Here is a 20,056-nt window from a genome sequence, read left to right on the forward strand (position 1 = left end):
CTCCGACAAACTGCTAGAGGATGATGTAGTTAAAGGTTGCTTGTTTAGATGCAGGGGCCGTCAGGTGGACGGTGAAGCCGACGCCGGGCTGGAGCGTGACGAAATGCACCACCACCGGGCCAGGGTCAGATGTCAACGTGACCAGGACCGTACTGGTGGCACTGACCTGTTCATGATTAATGGTGACGTCGCGCTGAGCGCTCTCAAAGACGCCACTCCCCGCATTCGCCGTCTTTCGTGCTGTCTGCACTGGTTTCAGGGCCGTAAGGTAAGCGCTATTACGCATCATCTCCATGGGCGTATCGGGCAGGAGACCAGGGGCATGTGTAGTCACAATGTCCTCACTTGCACGCTTCTCGCTTCCCTTCTGCACGGCTGGTATATAGGCGCTCACGCTCTCCTTGCGGCGCGTCCCGGCAATCGGAACACGGGGAGCTGTGGGTGAAAGCGGGATCTGAGTAGAGGCCAGGGTCTCCTTCGCCATAGCCACAGGTGAGGCGGCCTGCAAATGAATTTTGGTAGTGTGGCCAGCCAGGCGATACCTGCCCCTGCCCGTCTGCGAGACGGCAACACTTCCCATGGAGGAACTGATGCTCGTCATGGAGGCCGAGAATGAACCCATCGAAGATGGCAACGGGCGAAAGGCTTCATTCCACGGTGTGTCAAACATCTGCTCCAGCGGCGGTATAGTCATCTGGTCCGCAATATGCGCTGCCTCTCTCATCTCATTCATAGTCGGCATGCCATCATGAAAAGATGCCGGTATCGATGGAAAATCAAGCGTCTCTTGCGCAGAGATCGTGTTAACCACAACATTTGTAGTATCTCTAGCAGCAGTATTTCTATAATCACCTGACTCCGGAGGTGTTCCGCTCCGTTTGTAGAAACCGATAGCCGCCAGCGATGAGGTGACACGCCGCGCAAAGCGGGTCAGCAGGTTATTCTCAGAACTCGCCTTCAGTTCGCCATTTTCACCCAGAGCCATGAGGGCCACATTTGTCTGCGTGGCCGCGGGTTCCTCGCCCAGATTACTGCGGTAAAAGGCTGGTGCCAGGCGCGATTGCAAGCTAATACGAGGTGGAATCAGCGTTTTGCCATAGATGGTATGACTCGAGTTCTTCACTTTCCCATCTCCCCCCTCCCGCTCTCGGCCAGCAGCTACAGATTTCTCAGCTTTTTGATAAAAGGTCTGCTCTATAGAGGCCGAAAGATTATACCTCTCTCTCGCCACATAAGTATGCCAATCTTGGTTCGTTGTTTCTACTTGTTCTCTATGCAAAGACATCGCTGCTCCCAAAAGTTTTTAGGATTATACGATACAGGTTGGAACGTATAGATGCAGTATAACACATATTCCACAAAAGATTTGCAAAAATTATGCAGATAGCACATTTGGATAATCTACTTTCCATACATTTCAAAATCCCAAATTTGCATATTGAATGCAATTTATAGACCTCATAGAAGATAAAAAATATCCATTCGAGACGCCGTAAGTCTCCCCTGCGATGGACATGCTCAGGAGTAAAGTGTGATGATGTGGCGCGTGGGCATTTGCCCACGCGCCACATCATCACACTTTACTCCTGAGCGCCACAGGTGCAAAGGAATAGGAAAAGAGGCTAACTTCTTGAAAGTCGCATAAGAAGTCGGTACAATAGGGCCTGATCTACTAGATCGTACATGCAAACACATGCATATTGCAGAAGCGCATCAAGACGCTATCAACAATATTTTTTCTAAGGAAGGGTTTTTCTCGCATGAAACTTAGTGGTACACACAAGTTCAAGTCTTCCAGCTCGCAGGTCTTCAAGGGCATTCTCAATCCCTCCATCCTCCAGGCCAGCATCCCTGGTTGCCAGTCGATTGAGTTCCTCGACGCGAACCGCATCAAGGCATTTGTGACGACACCCATCCCCGGACTGAAAGGTCCCTACGCGGTGGTCATCAACATCACCCGCGTTCAGGAACCTAACTTCATTGAACTTCAGATTCAGCGCCAGGGCACCGGTGGCTCGGTCAATGGCGTCTGCCAGATCAATATTTCCGACGAGCCCGGCGGCGCCGTGCTGGCGTATGAGGCCAACGCGGAGCTTGAAGGCGCGGTCGCGATGGCGAACAATCCCATCGGCAAGGGCGTAGTCAACAGCACCCTGAACACCATCTTCAAGAACCTGGATAACAATATCGCGTAATTTCTCGCAAACTCAATAAGCGGGTCCCTTGCTCTCGGATGAGAGCAAGGGACCCGCTTTTCTTGTTCCTGCTTATCCATTCGCCCGCCAGGAGATAATGGCATTGGGCATCTGCGGCAACGGGAAGGTCAGCATGGCCTCCTGTTCAACCAGCCAGGAGGCCAGCATACCACGCAGTTCCTCCGTAATCTCGGGATCCTCAGGCAAAATCAACTGTTCACGCATCTCCGCGACGGCCTCCTCAAGCGAGGCAAAGCTCATACTTTGCGTGGTAGAGACGACCTCGACATTGGCATAAATGCCCATTTCGTAGAGGACATCCAGCGCGTGGATATAGCCAGGGGGCAGGCAGCGAGGCTCGCCATGGAAATGCCGCCACAGGGGATCGCTGATCTCATCAAAAGAGGTGGCGCGCATAAAGAGGAAACAGGTGTGCCGCGTCGCTGCATGTAGCCTGGCGAGGAAACGGTCCAGATCAAGAATAGGATAGAGCACGTGGCTGCACAGCGAGACATCTGCACGCAGAGCGGGATCTGCCTCCTGCCACGTACTGGCTATAGATGAAATATTCGTGATCCCGCTGGCCTGCGCATCCGCTTGTAAATAGCGCAACATACTTGCGTTTGGCTCGACCGCGTAGACGTGTTTCACCAGAGGTGCCAGGGCCAGCGCATAGCGTCCGGTGCCCGCTCCTACATCCAGCACCTCGCTCTCGGGTGTAAGCACCTCACCCATTCGCAGCAGCAACGAGTTATCGGATTGAACTCGTTGGCTTGAGCGGTGGTAGTTGCGCGCGCGCCGATCCCAGAAGTCGGCACTGGAACGCCCCAGACGGGCATATGCCTCGTCCATCTGACGCGCCCTCGCCGTCAGGATCTCTTGCCAACGCGCAAGCGCCATTTGCATTGTTTCTACCTCCCTGAGAAAAGAGCACAAGGCCTACAACGCGGTTACTCGCCAGCTGAAGCGGTCTGTGGCTCCTGGAGCTTGGATTGGAGGCAGCTAAAGAACTGATTAGTCATCTTCTCGGCAGTGCCATTGATCAGGCGCGCGCCGACGCTGGCAATAGAGCCACTGATCGTTACCTGGGCATTCCAATCCATCTTCGTCTGGTTGGCATCAATGGCGCTTAACTGCATATCGCCCGCGAGGTCGACTGCGCTGCCGGGCGCTTTGCCACGTGCCTTGACGGCCATAAATTCGGGTTCGCGCTTCTCTGGGCGCGTGACATCCAGGTTAAACTTGGCCTTCACAGGTCCCACGCCAACCGAGATCAGGGCCTTCCAATGCTCTTCGCCCAACTGCTCCAGGCTCTGAAAGCCCGGCGCACAGCTCGCCACATTATTCACATCTAAGAGAAACGCCCACACCTTCTCAAGAGGGGCAGCGATCGTTTGCGAGCCAGAAAACTGCATAACACATTATCCTTTCCACAATTCCTACTTGTCGCGCAAGCAAAGCGTTGTTACCATCATATCACACCAACGCTGGGACTAAAGAAGCATTACTTTTCGCGCCTGCGGCACTCAATAGACTTTAGCTTCCCCGATCTCGTCAGCGCCACCAGGGAGTTGAAGTCTCGATTTGCGAGCAACCCAGCGCGCTATGTGGTACAGTAAGAACAAGAACGACGATTACAGCAACAGAGGAAGCCTGAAGCGCGGCGACAGAACAGGCCAATTCATTCATTACGGACAACACCAGGCCTTATGAGGGGCCGAATAAAAGAAAGGGGTAGATTGATATCATGGCAAGCATAACTCAGTTGAAGCGCAGCAGCCCGGAAGCCGAGGGCCTCCCCTCCTCGGCGATCCTGGACTTCATCCGGGCAGTTGAGCAGCACACCCACCCGTTGGACGCGGTGCAGGGCTTCATGCTTCTGCGTCACGGGAACGTGGCGGCAGAGGGATGGTGGACGCCCTACGGGCCCCAATCCCCGCACTCGCTCTACTCGCTGAGCAAGAGCTTTACCTCCAGCGGCATCGGCCTGGCGGTGGCCGAGGGTTTGCTCACGGTGGATGACCCCGTCCTGAAGTTCTTCCCCGACGACTCTCCGGCGAACCCCAGCGAGAACCTGAAGGCTATGCGCGTGCGGCACCTGCTGTCAATGAACACCGGCCACAAGGAGGACACGTCCAGGCACGTGTTCGGAGGCGAAGACGACAACTGGCCCCGCACGTTCCTGTCTCTGCCCGTCGAGTACCAGCCCGGCACGTGGTTCGTCTACAATACCGCGGCCACGTACATGCTCTCGGCCATCATCACCAGACTGACGGGTAAGCCCCTGCTAGACTACCTGCGCACGCGCCTGTTCGACCCGCTAGGCATCGAGAACCCCACCTGGGAGACCGACCCGCGCGGCATCAACATCGGCGGGTCCGGCCTACACATCAAGACGGAGGACATCGCCCGCTTCGGCCAGATGTATCTGCAGAAGGGCAGCTGGCACGACAGGCGCATCCTGTCGGAGGCGTGGGTCGCCGAGGCGACGAGCGCCCACTCCGACAACAGCAACACCCAGACCAACCCAGACTGGATGGTCGGATACGGCTACCAGTTCTGGCGCTGCCGGTACGATGGCTACCGCGGCGATGGCGCCTTCGGCCAATACTGCATCGTCATGCCTGAGCAGGACGTGGTGCTGGCCATCATCGGCGGTGTGCGGAACATGCAGTCTGTACTGGACAAGGTCTGGGAGCATCTGCTGCCCGCCATGCAGCCGGAAGCGTTGCCCGCCGACCCGCAAGCCTACGGCGGGTTGTACGACAAGCTGGCGATCCTGTCGCTGCCGCTGCCGAAGGGACAGCCCTCGTCGCCCAAGGCAGAGCAGTGGTGGGGGAAAACGTACAAGCTGGAGAGCAATGATCTGAAGCTGGAGAGCGTCGCGATCAAGTTCGGCGACGAGCGCGGCACGCTCATAGTGCGCGACGAACGCGGCGAGCACTCGATGCAGGTCGGCTACGCTACGTGGCTGAAAGGGACCACCGACATGCGCGGGCATGGCGATGAACCCGTCGCCGCGTGCGGCGCCTGGACGGCGGAAGACACCTACGAGGTGAGGATCTGTTATTACGAGGGCGTGTTCTGCCCGGTCTTCCGCTTCCACTACACGAGCGGCGAACTGCAACTGGAAGTGGAGCCGAATGCATCCTGGGGTCCCACGACGGTCACAACGATCACCGGCCGCGTGGTCGGTTGAGGTAATCCTAAGATCCTTGCCAAAATAGGCAATAGGGATGTAAATAAGCTTCGCAAGCTGGCCAGTGTTGCCAGTTTCGCGGGCTACCTTACCTCGATTATGAGGCTCTCTCCCGATGCGGCTACGGGAAAGCCCAACTTGCAAGCCCCGCTTCTGGTGGCCATTGAGGAGGTCAAGGAGTACAACCGAAAGCGTGGGCGCTCACCTGGACGAGGACTGGAAAAAGCGCCTCCTCAATGGATTCATCATCGCACTGCAGTTCGAGTACGCAAAGTAGCCCCTGATGCCTCCGGGCCAAAGGGGGTAGAGGATGGTGGAGAGGTGCTTGCATCTCTGGTAGTCCATCCGGTGAGGATTGTCGTTCCCCTCACGAAGCAAAAGGACAAGCCTTGTCTCGTGAAAACAAGTGGCCATTGACATCCTCCCCATGGCTAAAGCCAGGGGATTCCTCGAGTCGCCTCTAGGGTTTCCTGCTTCGCTGAGTCTTGCCTGAACGAGACAAAGCCCGTCCAGGTCTTACAGACTCTCCACAGGCGTTAAGGACCGTGAGCCCCACGGCCACAATGTTCTTTGCAGCATTGATATCGCGGTCATGATGGACCCCACATTCCGGACAGTCCCATTGACGGACATCAAGCGCTAAGGAGTCGAGGAGATGACCGCAATCGAAACAGCGCTTACTGGAAGGATACCATTTGTCAATCTTGACCAGGTTTCGACCATACCAGTTGGCCTTGTATTCGAGTTGGGACACAAACTCACTCCATCCCACATCGCTGATGGCTTTGCTGAGGGTTGGGTGCTTGACCATGTTCTTGACTGCCAACGACTCGACACATACCACTTGGTTCTCGCGTATGAGTCGGGTCGACAGTTTCTGCAGGAAGTCACGGCGGCGATCAGCGATACGGGCATGCATGCGTGCTACTTTGAGACGTGCCTTGTCTCGGTTTTTCGAGCCCTTTTTCTTCCTGGCATGACAACGTTGGGCTTTGCCCAGTTTCTTTTCATCCTTGTGGAAGAACCTGGGATTGCCCACCACTTCGCCTGTCGAGAGGACCACAAAGGACTTTAAACCAAGATCAGCACCAATCGCCTGCTCATTGGCGGGTACATGCTCAATCTCATCTTCCACAAGGATGCTGATGAAGTAGCGATTGGCACAGTCTTTGGAGATGGTCACACTCGAAGGGGGTGCGTCTTTTGGCAGAGGGCGCGACCAGCGGATATCAAGGGGTTCGTTCATCTTGGCGAGTGTGAGAGCTCCATTGTGCCAGATAAAAGCGTTGGCGGTATAGGTGGCGGATTGCTTGTTGCGTTTTTTGTGGAAGGTGGGGTACTTGGCACCCCTTCAAAGAAGTTGAGAAACGCTTTGTCCAGGTGACGAAGAGCTTGCTGCAAGGGCACGCTCGAAACGGCATTCAACCAGTGCGTCTCTTCTTGCTTTTTCAAGTCAGTCAACAGGAAACTCAACTCTTTGTAATAGAGTCGCTGATGGTCGTTGTAATAGGCATCGGTTTTCTTGCGCAAGGCCCAGTTATAGACGAAGCGACAGCACCCAAAGGTTTGAGCAAGGATCTGCTGTTGTTCTGGCGCGGGATACACGCGGTACTTGAAAGCGCGTTTCTGTTTCATAGGTTATATTATAGCAGTTACAGTGTAAAAATGCAACAATTTGCACCGCCCTATCCACCTCAAAAAAGGAGCGCGCCATTCATCCCCATGTTTGAAAACAGGGGTCTTCTGGCGCAGTTAGATAAACCACGAGAAATCACTAGACAATGTTATGTCGTTGGAACTATAGTATAGATGATATCAAGAGCGATGTCCGATCCTTTGCCTATTCGGGTGCCCTCGCACACGCCAGTGCGGGACTCGGCGCTGAGACCCATAGAGAAGATGGTACCTGAACACTATCCCCAAAATATATTAGGAGCATATGAATACTCAGTATACCAATACCATCCTTCTTATTCGCCATGGAGAAAATCTCGCAAATGTTACCGGGGAATTTTCCTATAAACGCGTTGACTACTCGCTGACGGCCAAGGGCGTGCTCCAGGCCCAACAAACTGCCACCCACTTACGCGATCAGCACATCGATGAATTCTTCTCTTCGCCCCTCAAACGCGCCCGTGAAACCGCCGAGATTATCGCTGAGCCACATCAGCGACCAGTGGCGCTTTATGAAGAGTTCCGCGAGGTCAATGTGGGTGACCTCGAGGATGCCGCGCCCACCGCTGAGAACTGGGATTACCATAACAGTATTGTCACCGAGTGGTATCATGGACGCCTCGATGCCAGCTTCCCCAATGGAGAGAGCTTCCTGACCCTGATCGAGCGCGGCAAACGAGGCCTGCATAAAGCCACTTGGGGCAAACAGGGACGTGTGATCGCCATCGCCGGGCACGCGGCCATCTTTATCGCCCTCGTCTCGGCGATTTGTGGTCCCAAAAGCCTGGAAACCATTAGCAGAGGCAAGAAGCACAACTGCTCAATTACCGAGATCGAACTCACCACCAGCGAGCACGATGTCGTGGGCAGACTGGTACAGTGGGCGGCCTGCGCCCATCTCTCGGGCGAGGCCGCGAACTTCGTGCCTGCCGTTCCCGAGTTCAAGAAGCAGGCAGAAGAAATAATTCAGTAAAGAGTAGCACGACGCTGCTAAAGCACGCGTCTACATATGAGGTACGGGGGATATCGCGCCTTGATATGTAGACGCGTGCTTTAGCAGCGTCGGTCGATAGCTAAAACGCCATCTTTCTGCACATCTCTTTAAACCTTATACTAGGCCAAAATCCGGCAAAAGACGGATTTGAGATAATTGGTCTCCGGCATCGCCAGGTTGGTAGGATGATCCACGCCATGGGTATAGGACTCCAGCAGTTGTACCGTGCGCTTCTGACGCTGGGCACTATTGGAGACGACCCCCAGCAGATCGTCCATACCAATCACGCCAGAGCATGAACAGGTCAAGAGAATCCCGCCTGGACGCAAGACCTGCATGCCCAGGGTATTGAGGCGCCGGTAGGCTTTAAGTGCCTGCGTACGCGCACCCTGGTTCTTGGCAAAGGCAGGTGGGTCCAGTATAACCACGTCAAAGCGCTCCCCACGCTCTGCGGCCTGTTCCAGGTACTCAAACACATCCTCGGTATGAAACTCGTGCTTGCTGGCATCCAGGCCATTCAGGGCAAAATGCTGACGTGCCGCCTCAATAGCTGGAGCAGAGGCATCTACGCTCACCGTCTGTGTCGCTTCTGAGCTCAGGGCCGCATAGACCGAGAAGCCCCCGCTATAACTGAAGCAATTGAGCACGCGCCCACCTCGCGCATATTTACGCAAGGCCTCGCGCTTATCGCGCTGATCCAGGAAAAAGCCCGTTTTCTGTCCCCGCCAGGGATCAACAATGAAGCGCACGCCGTTCTCAAAGATCTCGATCTGCTGGGGCACCTCCCCTGCTGCCACGCGTGGCTCCTCTACCTCTAGACCCTCGCGGCGACGTGCCTGGCTCTCGTTGCGCAAGAGAATTCCGCGTGCGCCCGTCTCTGCGAGCAAGGCTTCAAGCACCTGGGGCAGCAGGCGATCCATGCCTAGAGTATGCACCTGGGCAACCAGGATGTCGGCGTAGCGATCCACCACCAGGCCCGGCAGGCCATCTCCCTCCGAGTGAATCAGGCGATAGGCATTAGTCACACTCGGCACAAAGACCCTGCGCAGCTCCTGCGCCTCGCGCACACGCTTACGCAAAAAGTCACCATCGATAGACTCTGCGTTATCGCGTGTCAGGATACGGATCGCGATATCCGTCTGGGGATTATAGTAGCCGCGCGCCACAAACTGGCCTGTCGAGGACTTCACGTCCAGTAGGGCGCCTGGCTCGACCCAGCGTGGTGGTTGCTGTAAGGCACCAGAGAAGATCCAGAGATGACCACCAAGCAGGCTCTCATCTTTATGGGGCTTTAAACTCGCTGTAGGGTATTGAACAGATGACACTGATATAACTCGCTCTCTTATTTTAAGTGCATATTGTTCTTGCCATTATCGCATACATAGTGAAGTCGTTAAATTATAGGTTCCAAGCTGGCTTGGACTCCGAGCGAAGCGATCTACCCGCGTCTGGGTATCGGTCTGTGGGCCTCGGAGTCCAAGCCAGCTTGGAACCTACGACTTTCTTCATTGGAACAATGCATTCATGTAAAAAGGCATGAATTTGAAGGAGGACAATGCCCCTCCCCCAAATTCATGCCTGTGGTAAATTCTGCATACAGGCTATTCTACGTTTGCTTCCAGGCTACCAGTAGAACGACAAAGCTTACTGTTTGTTCAAGCGAATGGCTGCAATTAAAGGATCTGTATGATGCTCGGATTGACGAATCTCAGCTTTGCGCAGGTTGAAGGCGCTGTTGATAAGCGCGATATGCGTAAAGGCCTGGGGATAGTTTCCCAGCGCGCTGCTAGTATTGGCATCCACCTCTTCCGAGAAGAGTCCCAGGCGGCCAGCATATTTAAGCAAGCGCTCAAAGAGTGAGCGCGCCTCGTCGACCCGGCCCTGCATAGCGAGATTATCCACGAGCCAGAAGGTACAAATGGTAAATGTCCCTTCGTGACCAGCAAGACCATCATGGGAGATATAGCGGAAAACAAAGCCATTCTCGTCCGTCAGGCCTTCAATGATACGGTCCACGGTTGAACGCATTCTCGGATCATCGGGCGGGATAAAGCCGATCAAGGGCAGCAAGAGATTGGAGGCATCCAGGGCAGTATCCCCATAAGATTGGGTGAACGCGCCAACGCTCGTGTTATAACCGTTCGCCAGGATGTCGGCACGAATCTGGTCTCGCACCATCAGCCAGCGCGGCAGGTCCGCTTCAAGGTTGAGTTGCTGCGCGGCACGAATGCCCCGGTCTAAAGCCACCCAGCACATCGCCTTGGAATAGACATAGTGCCGGTCATCGCCACGGATCTCCCAGATGCCGCTATCAGGGTCCTGCCAGTGCGCACAGACATGCTCCACGAGGTCGCGCATTAGATTCCATAGCGGACCATCCAGTGTCTCGCCATAGCGCTCAAAGCTGCCCTGGCGCCGGTAGAGGTGGATACAGTCCAGCACCTCACCGAAGACATCCATCTGTCTCTGCCTGGCGGCCCCATTGCCAATGCGTACGGGGCTTGAACCGGCATAGCCCTCCAGGTGAGTCAGTTCTTGCTCGGCCAGGTCACGCTCGCCACGGATACCATACATGATTTGCAACGACTCGCCATCCGCATATGTGAGTCGCCTGAGCCAGTGCGTAAAGGCGCGTGCCTCGTCGGTAAAGCCAAGGACGTTCAGGGCATAGAGCGTAAAGGTCGCGTCCCGCAGCCAGGTATAGCGGTAATCCCAGTTGCGTACCCCACCTATATGCTCGGGCAGCGAAGTCGTGGGGGCCGCGACAATGGCTCCTGTGGGGGCATAGGTCATCATCTTTAAGGCCAACGCGCTCCGCTCTACCACCTCGCGGTACGGCCCACGATAGTTGCAGGTCGAGAGCCACTCGCGCCAACAATGCAGGGTATGTGCCAGTTCAGAATCGAAATTGCGTTGGTGCAATTCGCCCTCGACCAGTCTTCGCGTCGCCTGCATGTTGCGGCCCATGCCCACCGCGAAGAGCAGGCGCTCGCCCTCTGAGAGCATCACGTTCAATACAACCGAAGGATGCCTATCTTCAGCGTCCTGTACGACATTGAGTGTTAAGGATGGATGCAGGTGTGCGCCAATAATAGCCAGGCCAACGTACTGGTTTCCACCTGAAACGAGAACGCCTTTGTTCCCAGGAACCAGGCTGACCTCGCTGGGCGAGGCAGCATAATTTGGACTGACCTTGAGTGTCATAGTTACAGGCATCTCGCCATGGGTACATTCGGCAATACGCACCATGCAGTGGCATGAGCCATCTTCACGCGTCCAGGTATTGTTATTCATCCCCTGGTACGGCCAGGCACGCAAGGTTTCTACCGGCATAAAGTCGGTCAGGAGTAATTCGCCAGTGGTACTGGTAAAACGGGTTTGTAAAACATTGCTACCTTTCAGGTAGCGCTGGGTCCCCGGCATAGGCTCGGAGGGGGCGATTTGAAAGTAGCCACCATGCTCGTGATCAAGCAAACGACAGAAGATAGCTGGACTATCGAAGTCTGGCAGGCATCCCCAGTCAACTGACCCGTCGGGCGCGACCAACAAGGCTGAATGACAATCGCCAATGACTCCGTATGAATTAATTGGTAGATAAGTGCGATTGAATTCGGTCATCCCAACCATTTAGACTATACTTCCTAGAACTGTTCGGCGTTGAACTGTTCGCCAACATCCTTAAAATTCACTAAGTTTATTATTAGAAAGCCCTTAGAACTCCTGATTGGAGCCTTATATCAGGGTTAGACGCAGGACCTCAGAGAATAGTAACAGATTTTTCCATAAGTTTTTTTTATGGCTCATCACCCCCCCTGGCAAGTTGCTAAGGTCCGTCGTCATGCCTTCTCAAAACCAATGACACATATATAAAAAATGACAAAAAATGATTATATACATGTCACCATATTCCACCCCTTTTTAGAGCCAGGCATGTATACTACTCGTATCAGTAATAACAACCCGGACACTCTAATTTCTTCTCGAATAGAGCATATAGGAGGCCACATTTAGGAATCAAGGCATCTCCACGTTTTAATAATCTTCCACGTATCACTAAGGGAAGAAGTTACGCCAAAGATACCATAATTTGAGGAGTTTGTATGCAGATATTAGCACAAATGGTTCGCCATCCCGCGGGACGTATCGGCCTGACACTGGGCCTGACGCTCGGCTTTCTGGCAAGTTTGCGGGGCAATGCCAGTAAAATTCTGCTTTTCGCTGGCCTCTGCCATTTTCTCGCCGGTCGGACGGCGCGTACTTAAGGATAACAAGAGGCGATGTTTGCGGCTCTGCCAAAAACATCGCTTCTTGTTACCATCCCCCATCTTTCCTAGCGCTCGCTTAGTAAGTAATGTAGGAATGGGCCCTGGTAGCCTTCGGCTACCAGGGCCCATTCCTACATTACTTACTAGAAATACTGCGGATCCAGGGTGTTCTCTTGTGTTGGCTTTAGTGTGCGAGTTGTTCACAGGCATGGGTGATCAGGTAGAGGAGTTGGGCCAGGCCATCTGCGATTGGGGCTACGGGGACCCACTCCTCAAGTGTGTGGGCCTGCCTGCCTTGTGAGACGCCTACACATACGGCGGGTATCCCCTGACTCAAGGGTATATTGACGTCCGTACTGGAGGCTACGAGGCGCGGCTCGATCTCAATCCAACGCAAAGCCTCTTGCGCTAGGTGCACAAGCGGCGCGTCAGGCGCAATCTTTCCCGCTGGTCGCTCACCAAGGATGGTAATCACGCCCTGGAGTCCTTCGCCAGGCGCGGTCTTGACGATGGTTCGCACCTCGTCGGCAAGCCGGTCTAGCGCCAGCACATCCGTAGAGCGCATATCTAGTAGGGCCGAGGCACTGGCGGCAATTGTATTGACCGATGTACCTCCATCGATAACTCCTACGTTATAGGTAGTCTTGGGATCTTTTGGCACCTGGATCTCGGCAATCCGCGCGATGATACGCGCCAGGCCATGAATGGCGCTGGGACGCCCAAAGGCGCCATAGGAATGGCCGCCAGGACCATTGACGGTAATGCGCCAGCGCAGCGAACCCACGGCTTCATTCACGATATACCCCAGGTTACCATCGATGGCGATCACGGCTCCCAGTTGCTGTTTATAACGCTCGACGGCCGCCCTGGCTCCACGCAAGTTGCCCAGGCCCTCCTCACCCACATTTGCGGCTGCCACGATATCGATGGGTGTCTCCAGCTTGAGCAGATCAAGCATCTTGAGCAGCGTAAGCATAGAGGCCACGCTCAGGCTATTATCGCCAATACCAGGCCCATAGAGTACGTCACCCTCGCGACGAACGTTGAGCGGCGTGTCCTGGGGGAAAACCGTGTCCAGGTGCGCCAGCAGCAGCAAGACAGGGCCAGTCCCTCGCCCGCGTCGCACGTACACATTGCCGACTTCGTCATGCTCACAGCGATAACCACGCTCCTCAAACAGCCCAGTTACAAATGCGGCCCGTTGCTGCTCGCTGCCGGTGGGGGCAGGCACCCTACAGATGCGCTGCGTGAGCGTGGCAACCTCTTCGACATATTCGCGCGCCAGGCTTCGCATACGCTCCAGTTCGTCTTTTGAGAGTGTCATGAGTCCTCTACGCCTCCTTGAGCCATTGTGCGACCTCTGGCGCGAAGTAGGTGATGATCATGTCCGCGCCAGCACGCCGCAATCCTGTCAGTACCTCCATGATCACACGCCGCTCGTCAATCCAGCCCTGCTGGGCCGCGGCTTTGACCATAGAATATTCACCACTCACATTATAGACAGCAAGCGGCAAGTCACAATACTCACGCACCCGGTGAATGACGTCCATATAGGCCATCGCGGGCTTGACCATGACGATGTCGGCACCCTCGCGAATATCCAGCTCCACTTCGCGCAAGGCCTCGCGAGCGTTAGCCGGGTCCATCTGATATGAGCGCCGATCCCCAAATTGCGGAGTTGAGCCCGCCGCCTCGCGGAAGGGACCATAGAAGGCGGAGGCGAATTTGGCGGAATATGCCATGATCGGAGTCTGCTTGTAGCCCTGCTCATCGAGCACATGGCGCAAGGCTCCCACGCGTCCATCCATCATATCTGAAGGAGCAACAATATCCGCGCCCGCCTCGACATGTGAGGCGGCCATGCGCGCCAGGAGCTCCAGCGATTCGTCGTTGAGGACATCTCCATTATGGATGACGCCACAATGCCCGTGGTCGGTGTATTCGCAGAGACAGACATCCGTAATCACGAGCAGCTCGGGAACGGTGGCCTTGAGGAGGCGAATGGCCTGCTGGATAATACCCTGCTCGGCATAGGCCTGCGAACCAACGGCATCCTTCTCCGCAGGAATGCCAAAGAGCAGGGTCGCGGGAATGCCCAGTTGTACCAGGCGCTTCGCCTCTTGCTCCAGCAACTCCAGTGGCCACTGCACAATGCCAGGCATGGATGCGATGGGCTGCGGCTGCGTGATGCCTTCCGCAATAAAGATAGGATAGATTAACTGGCTGGTCTGTAAATGGGTCTCACGCACCATGGAGCGTAGCGCCTCGTTCTGGCGCGTCCGGCGCATGCGAACAATCGGGAAATTGGCTGTCATTGTATCCAGGGCTCCCTTTTCTATGCTTGCTGACGTAATACGGTCTCGATGCTCTGCACCATCTCCTGCAACTGCGCCTCTTCTTGCGCTAGTGAGAGAAAGCAAGACTCAAACTGCGAGGGCGGCAAGTAATAACCTCGCTCCAACATCTCCCAGAAGTAGCTGGCGAAACGCTCGGTGCTGGCACGTTTGGCGTCTGCGTAGTTGTGAACTGGCTCGCGGGTAAAGTAGAGGCAGAACATGGCGCCGATACGTGTTATTTGGGCATCAGTATTGGTATCGTGCAGCACACGCGCGATGCCTTCGCCCAGGAGCTGGCTCTTCTGCTCTAATAGCTCATACTGGCCCGGCTTACGCAGCTCTTTTAGAGTCGCGATACCCGAGGCCATCGCCAGGGGATTTCCCGAGAGGGTGCCCGCCTGGTACATAGGACCCAGCGGCGCGACCACCTGCATAATTTCGCGTCGCCCACCATAGGCCCCCACAGGAAGACCACCGCCGATGATCTTGCCAAAGCAGGTCAGGTCAGGCGTGATCTGGACACGTTCCTGCATACCACCCAGCGCCACACGGAAACCTGTCATGACTTCGTCGAAGATCAGCAGGGCCCCATGCTTTGTCGTAAGCTCGCGAAGCAGCTCCAGAAAGCCTGGGACCGGAAGCACCAGGCCCATATTGGCGGCCACAGGCTCGACGATGACCGCGGCGATCTCATTGGCATATGTCTGAAATACCTGTTTGATCGCTTCTTTATCATTATAGGGAACCGAGAGGGTATTGGCCGTGGTCTCGCTGGGCACACCGGGGCTATCAGGCAGGCCCAGCGTGGCTACACCCGAGCCAGCCTGTACCAGCAGCATATCCGCGTGTCCATGGTAGCAACCGGTAAATTTGACGATCTTGCTGCGGCCCGTGTAGGCGCGTGCGACGCGGAGTGCACTCATAGTGGCCTCAGTACCGGAATTGACGAAGCGGATCATCTCAACCGAGGGGACGCTCTCGATCACCAGGCGTGCCAATTCGGTCTCGGCCTGAGTTGGGGCGCCAAAGGTAAAGCCTCGTTTGCTGGCCTCAGTTACCGCCTCAAGCACGCTGGGATAGCCAAAGCCAAGAATCATCGGCCCCCAGGACTGAACAAAATCGAGATAGCGATTGCCGTCGACATCATAGAGATAGGCGCCCTCGGCGCGCTCCAAAAAGACGGGCTCTCCACCTACCCCACGAAAGGCACGCACCGGGCTATTGACGCCACCGGGCATGACCTGCTGTGCCTCCTGAAAGAGCGCACGGGACCTGGACAAATTGAGCTTGCGCTCACTCGCGCTCTGCTGACTCATGTTAACGCTCCTCTCTCTACACATGGGACGTGGTGTGGTAGTGTAACCCGCTACTTGCGTACACGGCTACACCACCACACCACGTCCCCTTCTATTTCTATTCGTGTTCTACGCACCAATCGCGTCGAGAATCTGGTCGATCTCCTCCAGGACGCACATAAACATGGGAGTATCGCGCAGGGTGTACTGACTGGCCTCGGTCTCACGCAGCTCCTGCACCAGGTCGAGGAAATCAGCGATGCTATCCGACTCGAAAGCGACGACGAACTCCTGGTCGTCGATACCGAAGGAATAGGTGGTGTTGAGTTTGATCTGCGGATATTTCAGACCCACACGAATATGCTCGTTCATCATGCGCTTGCGCTCTTCGAGCGAGAGCATATACCAGGGACGCGTCTTGACGAAGGGATATACAAAGAGGTACTTGCTATCCTCGGGCGAGATCACCAGGCGTGGATCGTGCGCGCCTCGCGCATTTTTCCCCACATAGACCGAACGCTTGGTCATGGCCAGGAAGGCCTGCGCCTCGCGCAGGTAGGGACCCATTGGGCTACGGCGAATCTGGCTGCTCAGCCAGCGCAGATCCTCAGCCTCGTAAGTCGCGGTCCAGAGCATAAAGTCGCAGTCGGAGCGCACACCGTAGAGGCCATAACTACGGATCAAGGCACGCTCAGAGTAGGCATCAACAATACGCTTAAGCTCGCGCTTGCCCTGCTCACGTACCTCGGCGGGCAGCAATTGCCACTGCTGATCCAGTTTATAGAAGGTGAACCGTACCAGCTGGCGTGGCTGTTTGGGTTTGGGTTGGGCGGGCGCGGCTGCGGGAGCCGTCGCCTGCGTCTCGTGCTGCACCGGTTGTGTGATCTCAGTTGTCTGTTCTGCCATAATGTTTATTCCTCTATCATGAATTATTTCAGTAAAACGCAAAAATATAATTTACTCTAGTTTAAGCACTCACAGCGTGATGGATAGCCTCTACCAGGCCATCAATCGTAAAGGCCTGGGCCTCAATGTCGACGTGCAGACCCAGGTCGTATGCGGTCTGGGATGTGATGGGGCCGATACTGGCGATGCGCACGCCCGCGAGCAGTTCCGTAGCGTCCAGGCCTGTCCCCTGCGTGCATGAGTTGAGCCAGAACACAAAGTTACGCACCGTCGAGGAGCTGGTAAAGGTCAGAACGTCCAGTTCATGACGCTGTAGGCGACGCAGAATCTCGCGTCCATGCTCATCATCGCTCGCGACCGGCCTGGTATAATAGGCCGGCACCTCATCTACCTGTGCGCCTGCCTGCTTCAATTCGACCACCAGCACTTTACGCGCCTCGGCGGCCCGCGCCAGCAGGATACGCTGGCCCTGTAGAGAGAGCTCCTTTTGCCGCGCCCACTCGTGCATGGCCGCAATGACGCCCTCGGCCACATATTCGTCTGGCACGAGATCCGCATGCAGGCCATAATCCTGCAAGGTCGCGGCTGTCGCGGGTCCAATGGTGGCAATGTGTAGCCTGGGCGAGACCTCGCGTAAGCACGCGGGTTCCAGGCCCAGGGCGCGCAGGCGTTGCATACAGATGGAGACGCCATTCGCACTGGTCAGGATCAGCCAATCATAGGGCAGGGACTGCTCAGCAGCATACAGGCGGTGTAGCGCTGCGTCGAGCTGGCTCCAGTCCTGGGGTGGCTCAATGCGAATGGTGGGAAACTCAATAGGCAGCGCACCCAGAGCGCGCAGCCGCTCGCTAAAGGCTGACGCCTGTTCGCGTGTACGCGTAACCAGGATACGCTGGCCCTGTAGAGATTGAGTTGCTGCCTGCCTCTCAGACATGTTGCTGCTCCTGCACGCGACTCCCATCAAGCTCCGCAATAATACCGTGCGCGCCCTGCGCCAGCGCTATCTCAGCCAGTTCGATACCTAGACGCTCGGCATTCTCCAGGAAGGCATATGCGTTCCAACCCGTCTCCTGCTGCACGAGAATCCGCCGCTGCCCATCCAGGCTCGTTACCAGTCCACGCAACACCAGACGTTCATCAATGATATGGGCATGGGCCGCGACCGGGAGATAACACCCCGCGCCCAGGCGACGCATAAACATGCGCTCGGCGCTCGTTGCGGCCTGGACGTTCCGATCCTGCAAAGGTGCCAGTAGTTCACGGAAAGCTGGCTCATCGCGAATCTCCAGGCCCAAAGCGCCTTGCCCTGGCGCGGGCAGCATCTGCACAACCGGGAAATAGCTGAGCTTTCCCTCTAGCGTGGCTTGCAGGTCCAGGCGATGTAGTCCCGCCGCTGCCAGGACGATTGCATCATACTCGCCCGCCTCAAGCTTACGCAGGCGTGTATCAACGTTCCCACGCAGCGAGAGGATCTCCGCTTTGGGGCAGAGATGACGAATCTGCGCGGTACGACGCAAACTACAGGTACCAATGCGGGGAGCGCGCCCAGGCGTTATCCCTTCCAGTGTACCCTGTGCCGAAATATGCAGGTCTCCCTTTGAGACGAGCACATCGCGCACATCCTCGCGTGGTCCCGGCGTAAGCACACAGAGCCCCTCTGGCTGTGCGGTTGGCAGATCCTTCAGGCTATGCACCGCGATATCGATACGCCGCTCCTGAAGTGCGCTCTCAATCTCAGTGACAAAGACACCATCGCCACCAATGCGCGAGAGCGGCACACTCGTCACGCGGTCGCCCGTGGTGCGAATCTGCTCAATCGCGATTTCAAGGTCTGGCCACTGCTGATGTATCCGCTCGATGATCCACTGCGTCTGTATCATGGCGAGCTTGCTTGCTCGCGTTCCGATCGTGATTCGTTTCATTATTATCATCTTCCAAAGCAAACAGATAGCGCATAGCTTCGGCGTAGACATGCCCCTGCCCGCCCGCTGCCGCGTCCTTCAAGCGTAAAGTCGGTGTATGCAAAACTTTATTGACAATGCGATTGGTTAATTCTTGAATAGCCGCCACCTCTCGCTCCGAGAGCGAGGCGGAGAGTTGGCGGAGTGTACGAGCAAGTTCCTGCTGGCGCAGCAGTTCGACCTGCTTACGCAGGTCGCTGATCGTGCCAACTACGCTCAATGAGGAGAGCCAGCGTTCAAAGACCTCGACCTCTTGTGCGATAATTGTGCGTACATGCTCGGCCTCTTGCCAGCGCAAATGAATACCTCTGTCCACCTCAGACTGCAAATCATCTATATTATAAAGATGTACGCCGGGCAGGTCAGCGACTCCGGGTTCGACATCACGAGGAAGAGCGATATCAACCAGCAAGAGCGGACGGCCAGCACGCCTGGTCATGACCTGCTGCATCATGTCCAGAGTCATGAGGGCACGCGGAGCTTTGGTAGAACTAATTACTACATCGGCATCTACCAGCGCGGGGAGCAGCTCAGCAAAGGTGCGATGTTTCGCACCTATCGCCTCGACCAGTTCCGTGGCATGCTCATAGGTGCGATTGACAATCGTCAAATTATGCGCCCCATTGTCATAGAGATTGCGCGCCGCCAGTTCACTCATCTGGCCCGAGCCAACCAATAAAACAGCCGCCTCCTCAAGCCTGGGAAAGAGATGGCGTGCTAGTTGCACGGCAACATGGCTAAGAGAGGCGGCGCTGCGGCTGATACCTGTTTCATTGCGCGCGCGTTTCCCAGTCGTGACTGCGGCACGAAAAAGCGCCGAGAGGATAGGACCACTCAGGCCCGCCCCCTGCGCAATTTCCAGCGCGTCTACGACCTGCCCTTGAATCTGAGGTTCACCGGGAACGAGAGAGCGAAGACCACAAGCCACGCTAAAGAGGTGGGTTACGGCTTCCTGGCCGGTGAAAGTGTAGCAGTGCGCGAGGAGCTCCTCGCCTGCCACCTCCCGCGACTCACTTAATACACGCAATAAGTCGGCAATTCCTTGCTTTTTATCCTCACATACAGCGTAAAGCTCAATGCGGTTACAGGTTGAAAGCAGCACACTCTCTTGTGAAATCTGGCGCGCCGCACTCAGGACCTGAGGAACCTGGCGCGCGGAGCATGAAAGACGCTCACGCAACGCGATAGGTGCTGTCGTGTGATCGGCACCAACAACAACAATATCCATGCA

16 protein-coding genes and 1 pseudogene are annotated in these 20,056 nt (G+C 55.8%); 4 read left to right on the forward strand and 13 right to left on the reverse strand.

Annotated features, from left to right (window positions below):
- Positions 1–13: 13 nt before the first annotated feature.
- Positions 14–1,123 carry a hypothetical protein gene (locus JMJ04_RS42390; protein WP_201376434.1) on the reverse strand — a complete coding sequence of 370 codons (1,110 nt, stop codon included), beginning with the start codon at positions 1,121–1,123 and terminating at the stop codon, positions 14–16.
- Positions 1,124–1,760: 637 nt separating this feature from the next.
- On the opposite strand from JMJ04_RS42390, the gene JMJ04_RS42395 reads away from it, so the two are divergent.
- Positions 1,761–2,195, forward strand: coding sequence for an SRPBCC family protein (locus tag JMJ04_RS42395; protein WP_201376435.1), 435 nt, complete (start codon positions 1,761–1,763; stop codon positions 2,193–2,195).
- 72 nt (positions 2,196–2,267) lie between these two features.
- Here the strand turns inward: JMJ04_RS42395 and JMJ04_RS42400 are convergent, their stop codons facing one another.
- Both JMJ04_RS42400 and JMJ04_RS42405 read right to left on the reverse strand, forming a co-directional pair.
- Positions 2,268–3,101, reverse strand: coding sequence for a class I SAM-dependent methyltransferase (locus tag JMJ04_RS42400; protein ID WP_201376436.1), 834 nt, complete (start codon positions 3,099–3,101; stop codon positions 2,268–2,270).
- Between the two features lie 44 nt (positions 3,102–3,145).
- Positions 3,146–3,610 (reverse strand): SRPBCC family protein, encoded by a 465-nt coding sequence (locus JMJ04_RS42405; RefSeq protein ID WP_201376437.1) that lies wholly within the window; start codon positions 3,608–3,610, stop codon positions 3,146–3,148.
- Positions 3,611–3,942: 332 nt separating this feature from the next.
- On the opposite strand from JMJ04_RS42405, the gene JMJ04_RS42410 reads away from it, so the two are divergent.
- On the forward strand, positions 3,943–5,394 hold the full coding sequence (locus tag JMJ04_RS42410) for a serine hydrolase domain-containing protein (RefSeq protein WP_201376438.1): 1,452 nt from the start codon (positions 3,943–3,945) through the stop codon (positions 5,392–5,394).
- 460 nt (positions 5,395–5,854) lie between these two features.
- Here the strand turns inward: JMJ04_RS42410 and JMJ04_RS42415 are convergent.
- Positions 5,855–7,029: pseudogene (locus JMJ04_RS42415) on the reverse strand (RNA-guided endonuclease TnpB family protein).
- 304 nt (positions 7,030–7,333) lie between these two features.
- Here JMJ04_RS42415 and JMJ04_RS42420 point away from each other — a divergent pair.
- Positions 7,334–8,041, forward strand: a complete 708-nt coding sequence (locus JMJ04_RS42420; RefSeq protein ID WP_201376439.1) for a histidine phosphatase family protein — start codon at positions 7,334–7,336, stop codon at positions 8,039–8,041.
- A 140-nt stretch (positions 8,042–8,181) separates the two neighbouring features.
- Here the strand turns inward: JMJ04_RS42420 and JMJ04_RS42425 are convergent, their stop codons facing one another.
- Positions 8,182–9,387, reverse strand: coding sequence for a class I SAM-dependent rRNA methyltransferase (locus tag JMJ04_RS42425; protein ID WP_201376440.1), 1,206 nt, complete (start codon positions 9,385–9,387; stop codon positions 8,182–8,184).
- 319 nt (positions 9,388–9,706) lie between these two features.
- The gene (locus tag JMJ04_RS42430) at positions 9,707–11,689 is read right to left on the reverse strand and encodes a glycoside hydrolase family 15 protein (RefSeq protein WP_201376441.1); all 1,983 of its coding nucleotides are present in this window, start codon (positions 11,687–11,689) and stop codon (positions 9,707–9,709) included.
- 473 nt (positions 11,690–12,162) lie between these two features.
- Here JMJ04_RS42430 and JMJ04_RS42435 point away from each other — a divergent pair, with 473 nt between their 5' ends.
- Positions 12,163–12,324 carry a hypothetical protein gene (locus JMJ04_RS42435; RefSeq protein ID WP_201376442.1) on the forward strand — a complete coding sequence of 54 codons (162 nt, stop codon included), beginning with the start codon at positions 12,163–12,165 and terminating at the stop codon, positions 12,322–12,324.
- A 187-nt stretch (positions 12,325–12,511) separates the two neighbouring features.
- Here the strand turns inward: JMJ04_RS42435 and JMJ04_RS42440 are convergent, their stop codons facing one another.
- The 7 genes from JMJ04_RS42440 to hemA form a co-directional block, all read right to left on the reverse strand.
- Positions 12,512–13,651, reverse strand: a complete 1,140-nt coding sequence (locus JMJ04_RS42440) for a M20/M25/M40 family metallo-hydrolase (protein WP_201376443.1) — start codon at positions 13,649–13,651, stop codon at positions 12,512–12,514.
- Between the two features lie 7 nt (positions 13,652–13,658).
- Positions 13,659–14,642 (reverse strand): porphobilinogen synthase, encoded by a 984-nt coding sequence (gene hemB / locus JMJ04_RS42445; protein WP_201376444.1) that lies wholly within the window; start codon positions 14,640–14,642, stop codon positions 13,659–13,661.
- 20 nt (positions 14,643–14,662) lie between these two features.
- A complete protein-coding gene (gene hemL, locus JMJ04_RS42450; protein ID WP_201376445.1) occupies positions 14,663–15,979 on the reverse strand; it encodes a glutamate-1-semialdehyde 2,1-aminomutase in 1,317 nt (438 codons plus the stop codon).
- Between the two features lie 108 nt (positions 15,980–16,087).
- On the reverse strand, positions 16,088–16,864 hold the full coding sequence (locus JMJ04_RS42455; RefSeq protein WP_201376446.1) for a chlorite dismutase family protein: 777 nt from the start codon (positions 16,862–16,864) through the stop codon (positions 16,088–16,090).
- Positions 16,865–16,925: 61 nt separating this feature from the next.
- Positions 16,926–17,798 (reverse strand): uroporphyrinogen-III synthase, encoded by an 873-nt coding sequence (locus JMJ04_RS42460; RefSeq protein ID WP_201376447.1) that lies wholly within the window; start codon positions 17,796–17,798, stop codon positions 16,926–16,928.
- Positions 17,791–18,744, reverse strand: a complete 954-nt coding sequence (gene hemC / locus JMJ04_RS42465; RefSeq protein ID WP_201376448.1) for a hydroxymethylbilane synthase — start codon at positions 18,742–18,744, stop codon at positions 17,791–17,793. The genes JMJ04_RS42460 and hemC overlap by 8 nt, the downstream gene beginning before the upstream one ends.
- On the reverse strand, positions 18,689–20,056 hold a 1,368-nt coding region (gene hemA, locus JMJ04_RS42470), incomplete at its 5' end, for a glutamyl-tRNA reductase (RefSeq protein WP_201376449.1). The genes hemC and hemA, both read right to left, overlap by 56 nt.

This window comes from Ktedonobacter robiniae, assembly GCF_016587375.1.
Taxonomy (GTDB): Bacteria; Chloroflexota; Ktedonobacteria; order Ktedonobacterales; family Ktedonobacteraceae; genus Ktedonobacter; species Ktedonobacter robiniae.

Coding starts and splice junctions, on each gene's coding strand:
- JMJ04_RS42395 (WP_201376435.1), top strand. CDS start 1,761: ATGAAACTTAGTGGTACACACAAGTTCAAGTCTTCCAGCTCGCAGGTC.
- JMJ04_RS42400 (WP_201376436.1), bottom strand. CDS start 3,101: ATGCAAATGGCGCTTGCGCGTTGGCAAGAGATCCTGACGGCGAGGGCG.
- JMJ04_RS42405 (WP_201376437.1), bottom strand. CDS start 3,610: ATGCAGTTTTCTGGCTCGCAAACGATCGCTGCCCCTCTTGAGAAGGTG.
- JMJ04_RS42410 (WP_201376438.1), top strand. CDS start 3,943: ATGGCAAGCATAACTCAGTTGAAGCGCAGCAGCCCGGAAGCCGAGGGC.
- JMJ04_RS42420 (WP_201376439.1), top strand. CDS start 7,334: ATGAATACTCAGTATACCAATACCATCCTTCTTATTCGCCATGGAGAA.
- JMJ04_RS42430 (WP_201376441.1), bottom strand. CDS start 11,689: ATGGTTGGGATGACCGAATTCAATCGCACTTATCTACCAATTAATTCA.
- JMJ04_RS42435 (WP_201376442.1), top strand. CDS start 12,163: ATGCAGATATTAGCACAAATGGTTCGCCATCCCGCGGGACGTATCGGC.
- JMJ04_RS42440 (WP_201376443.1), bottom strand. CDS start 13,651: ATGACACTCTCAAAAGACGAACTGGAGCGTATGCGAAGCCTGGCGCGC.
- hemB (WP_201376444.1), bottom strand. CDS start 14,642: ATGACAGCCAATTTCCCGATTGTTCGCATGCGCCGGACGCGCCAGAAC.
- hemL (WP_201376445.1), bottom strand. CDS start 15,979: ATGAGTCAGCAGAGCGCGAGTGAGCGCAAGCTCAATTTGTCCAGGTCC.
- JMJ04_RS42455 (WP_201376446.1), bottom strand. CDS start 16,864: ATGGCAGAACAGACAACTGAGATCACACAACCGGTGCAGCACGAGACG.
- JMJ04_RS42460 (WP_201376447.1), bottom strand. CDS start 17,798: ATGTCTGAGAGGCAGGCAGCAACTCAATCTCTACAGGGCCAGCGTATC.
- hemC (WP_201376448.1), bottom strand. CDS start 18,744: ATGATACAGACGCAGTGGATCATCGAGCGGATACATCAGCAGTGGCCA.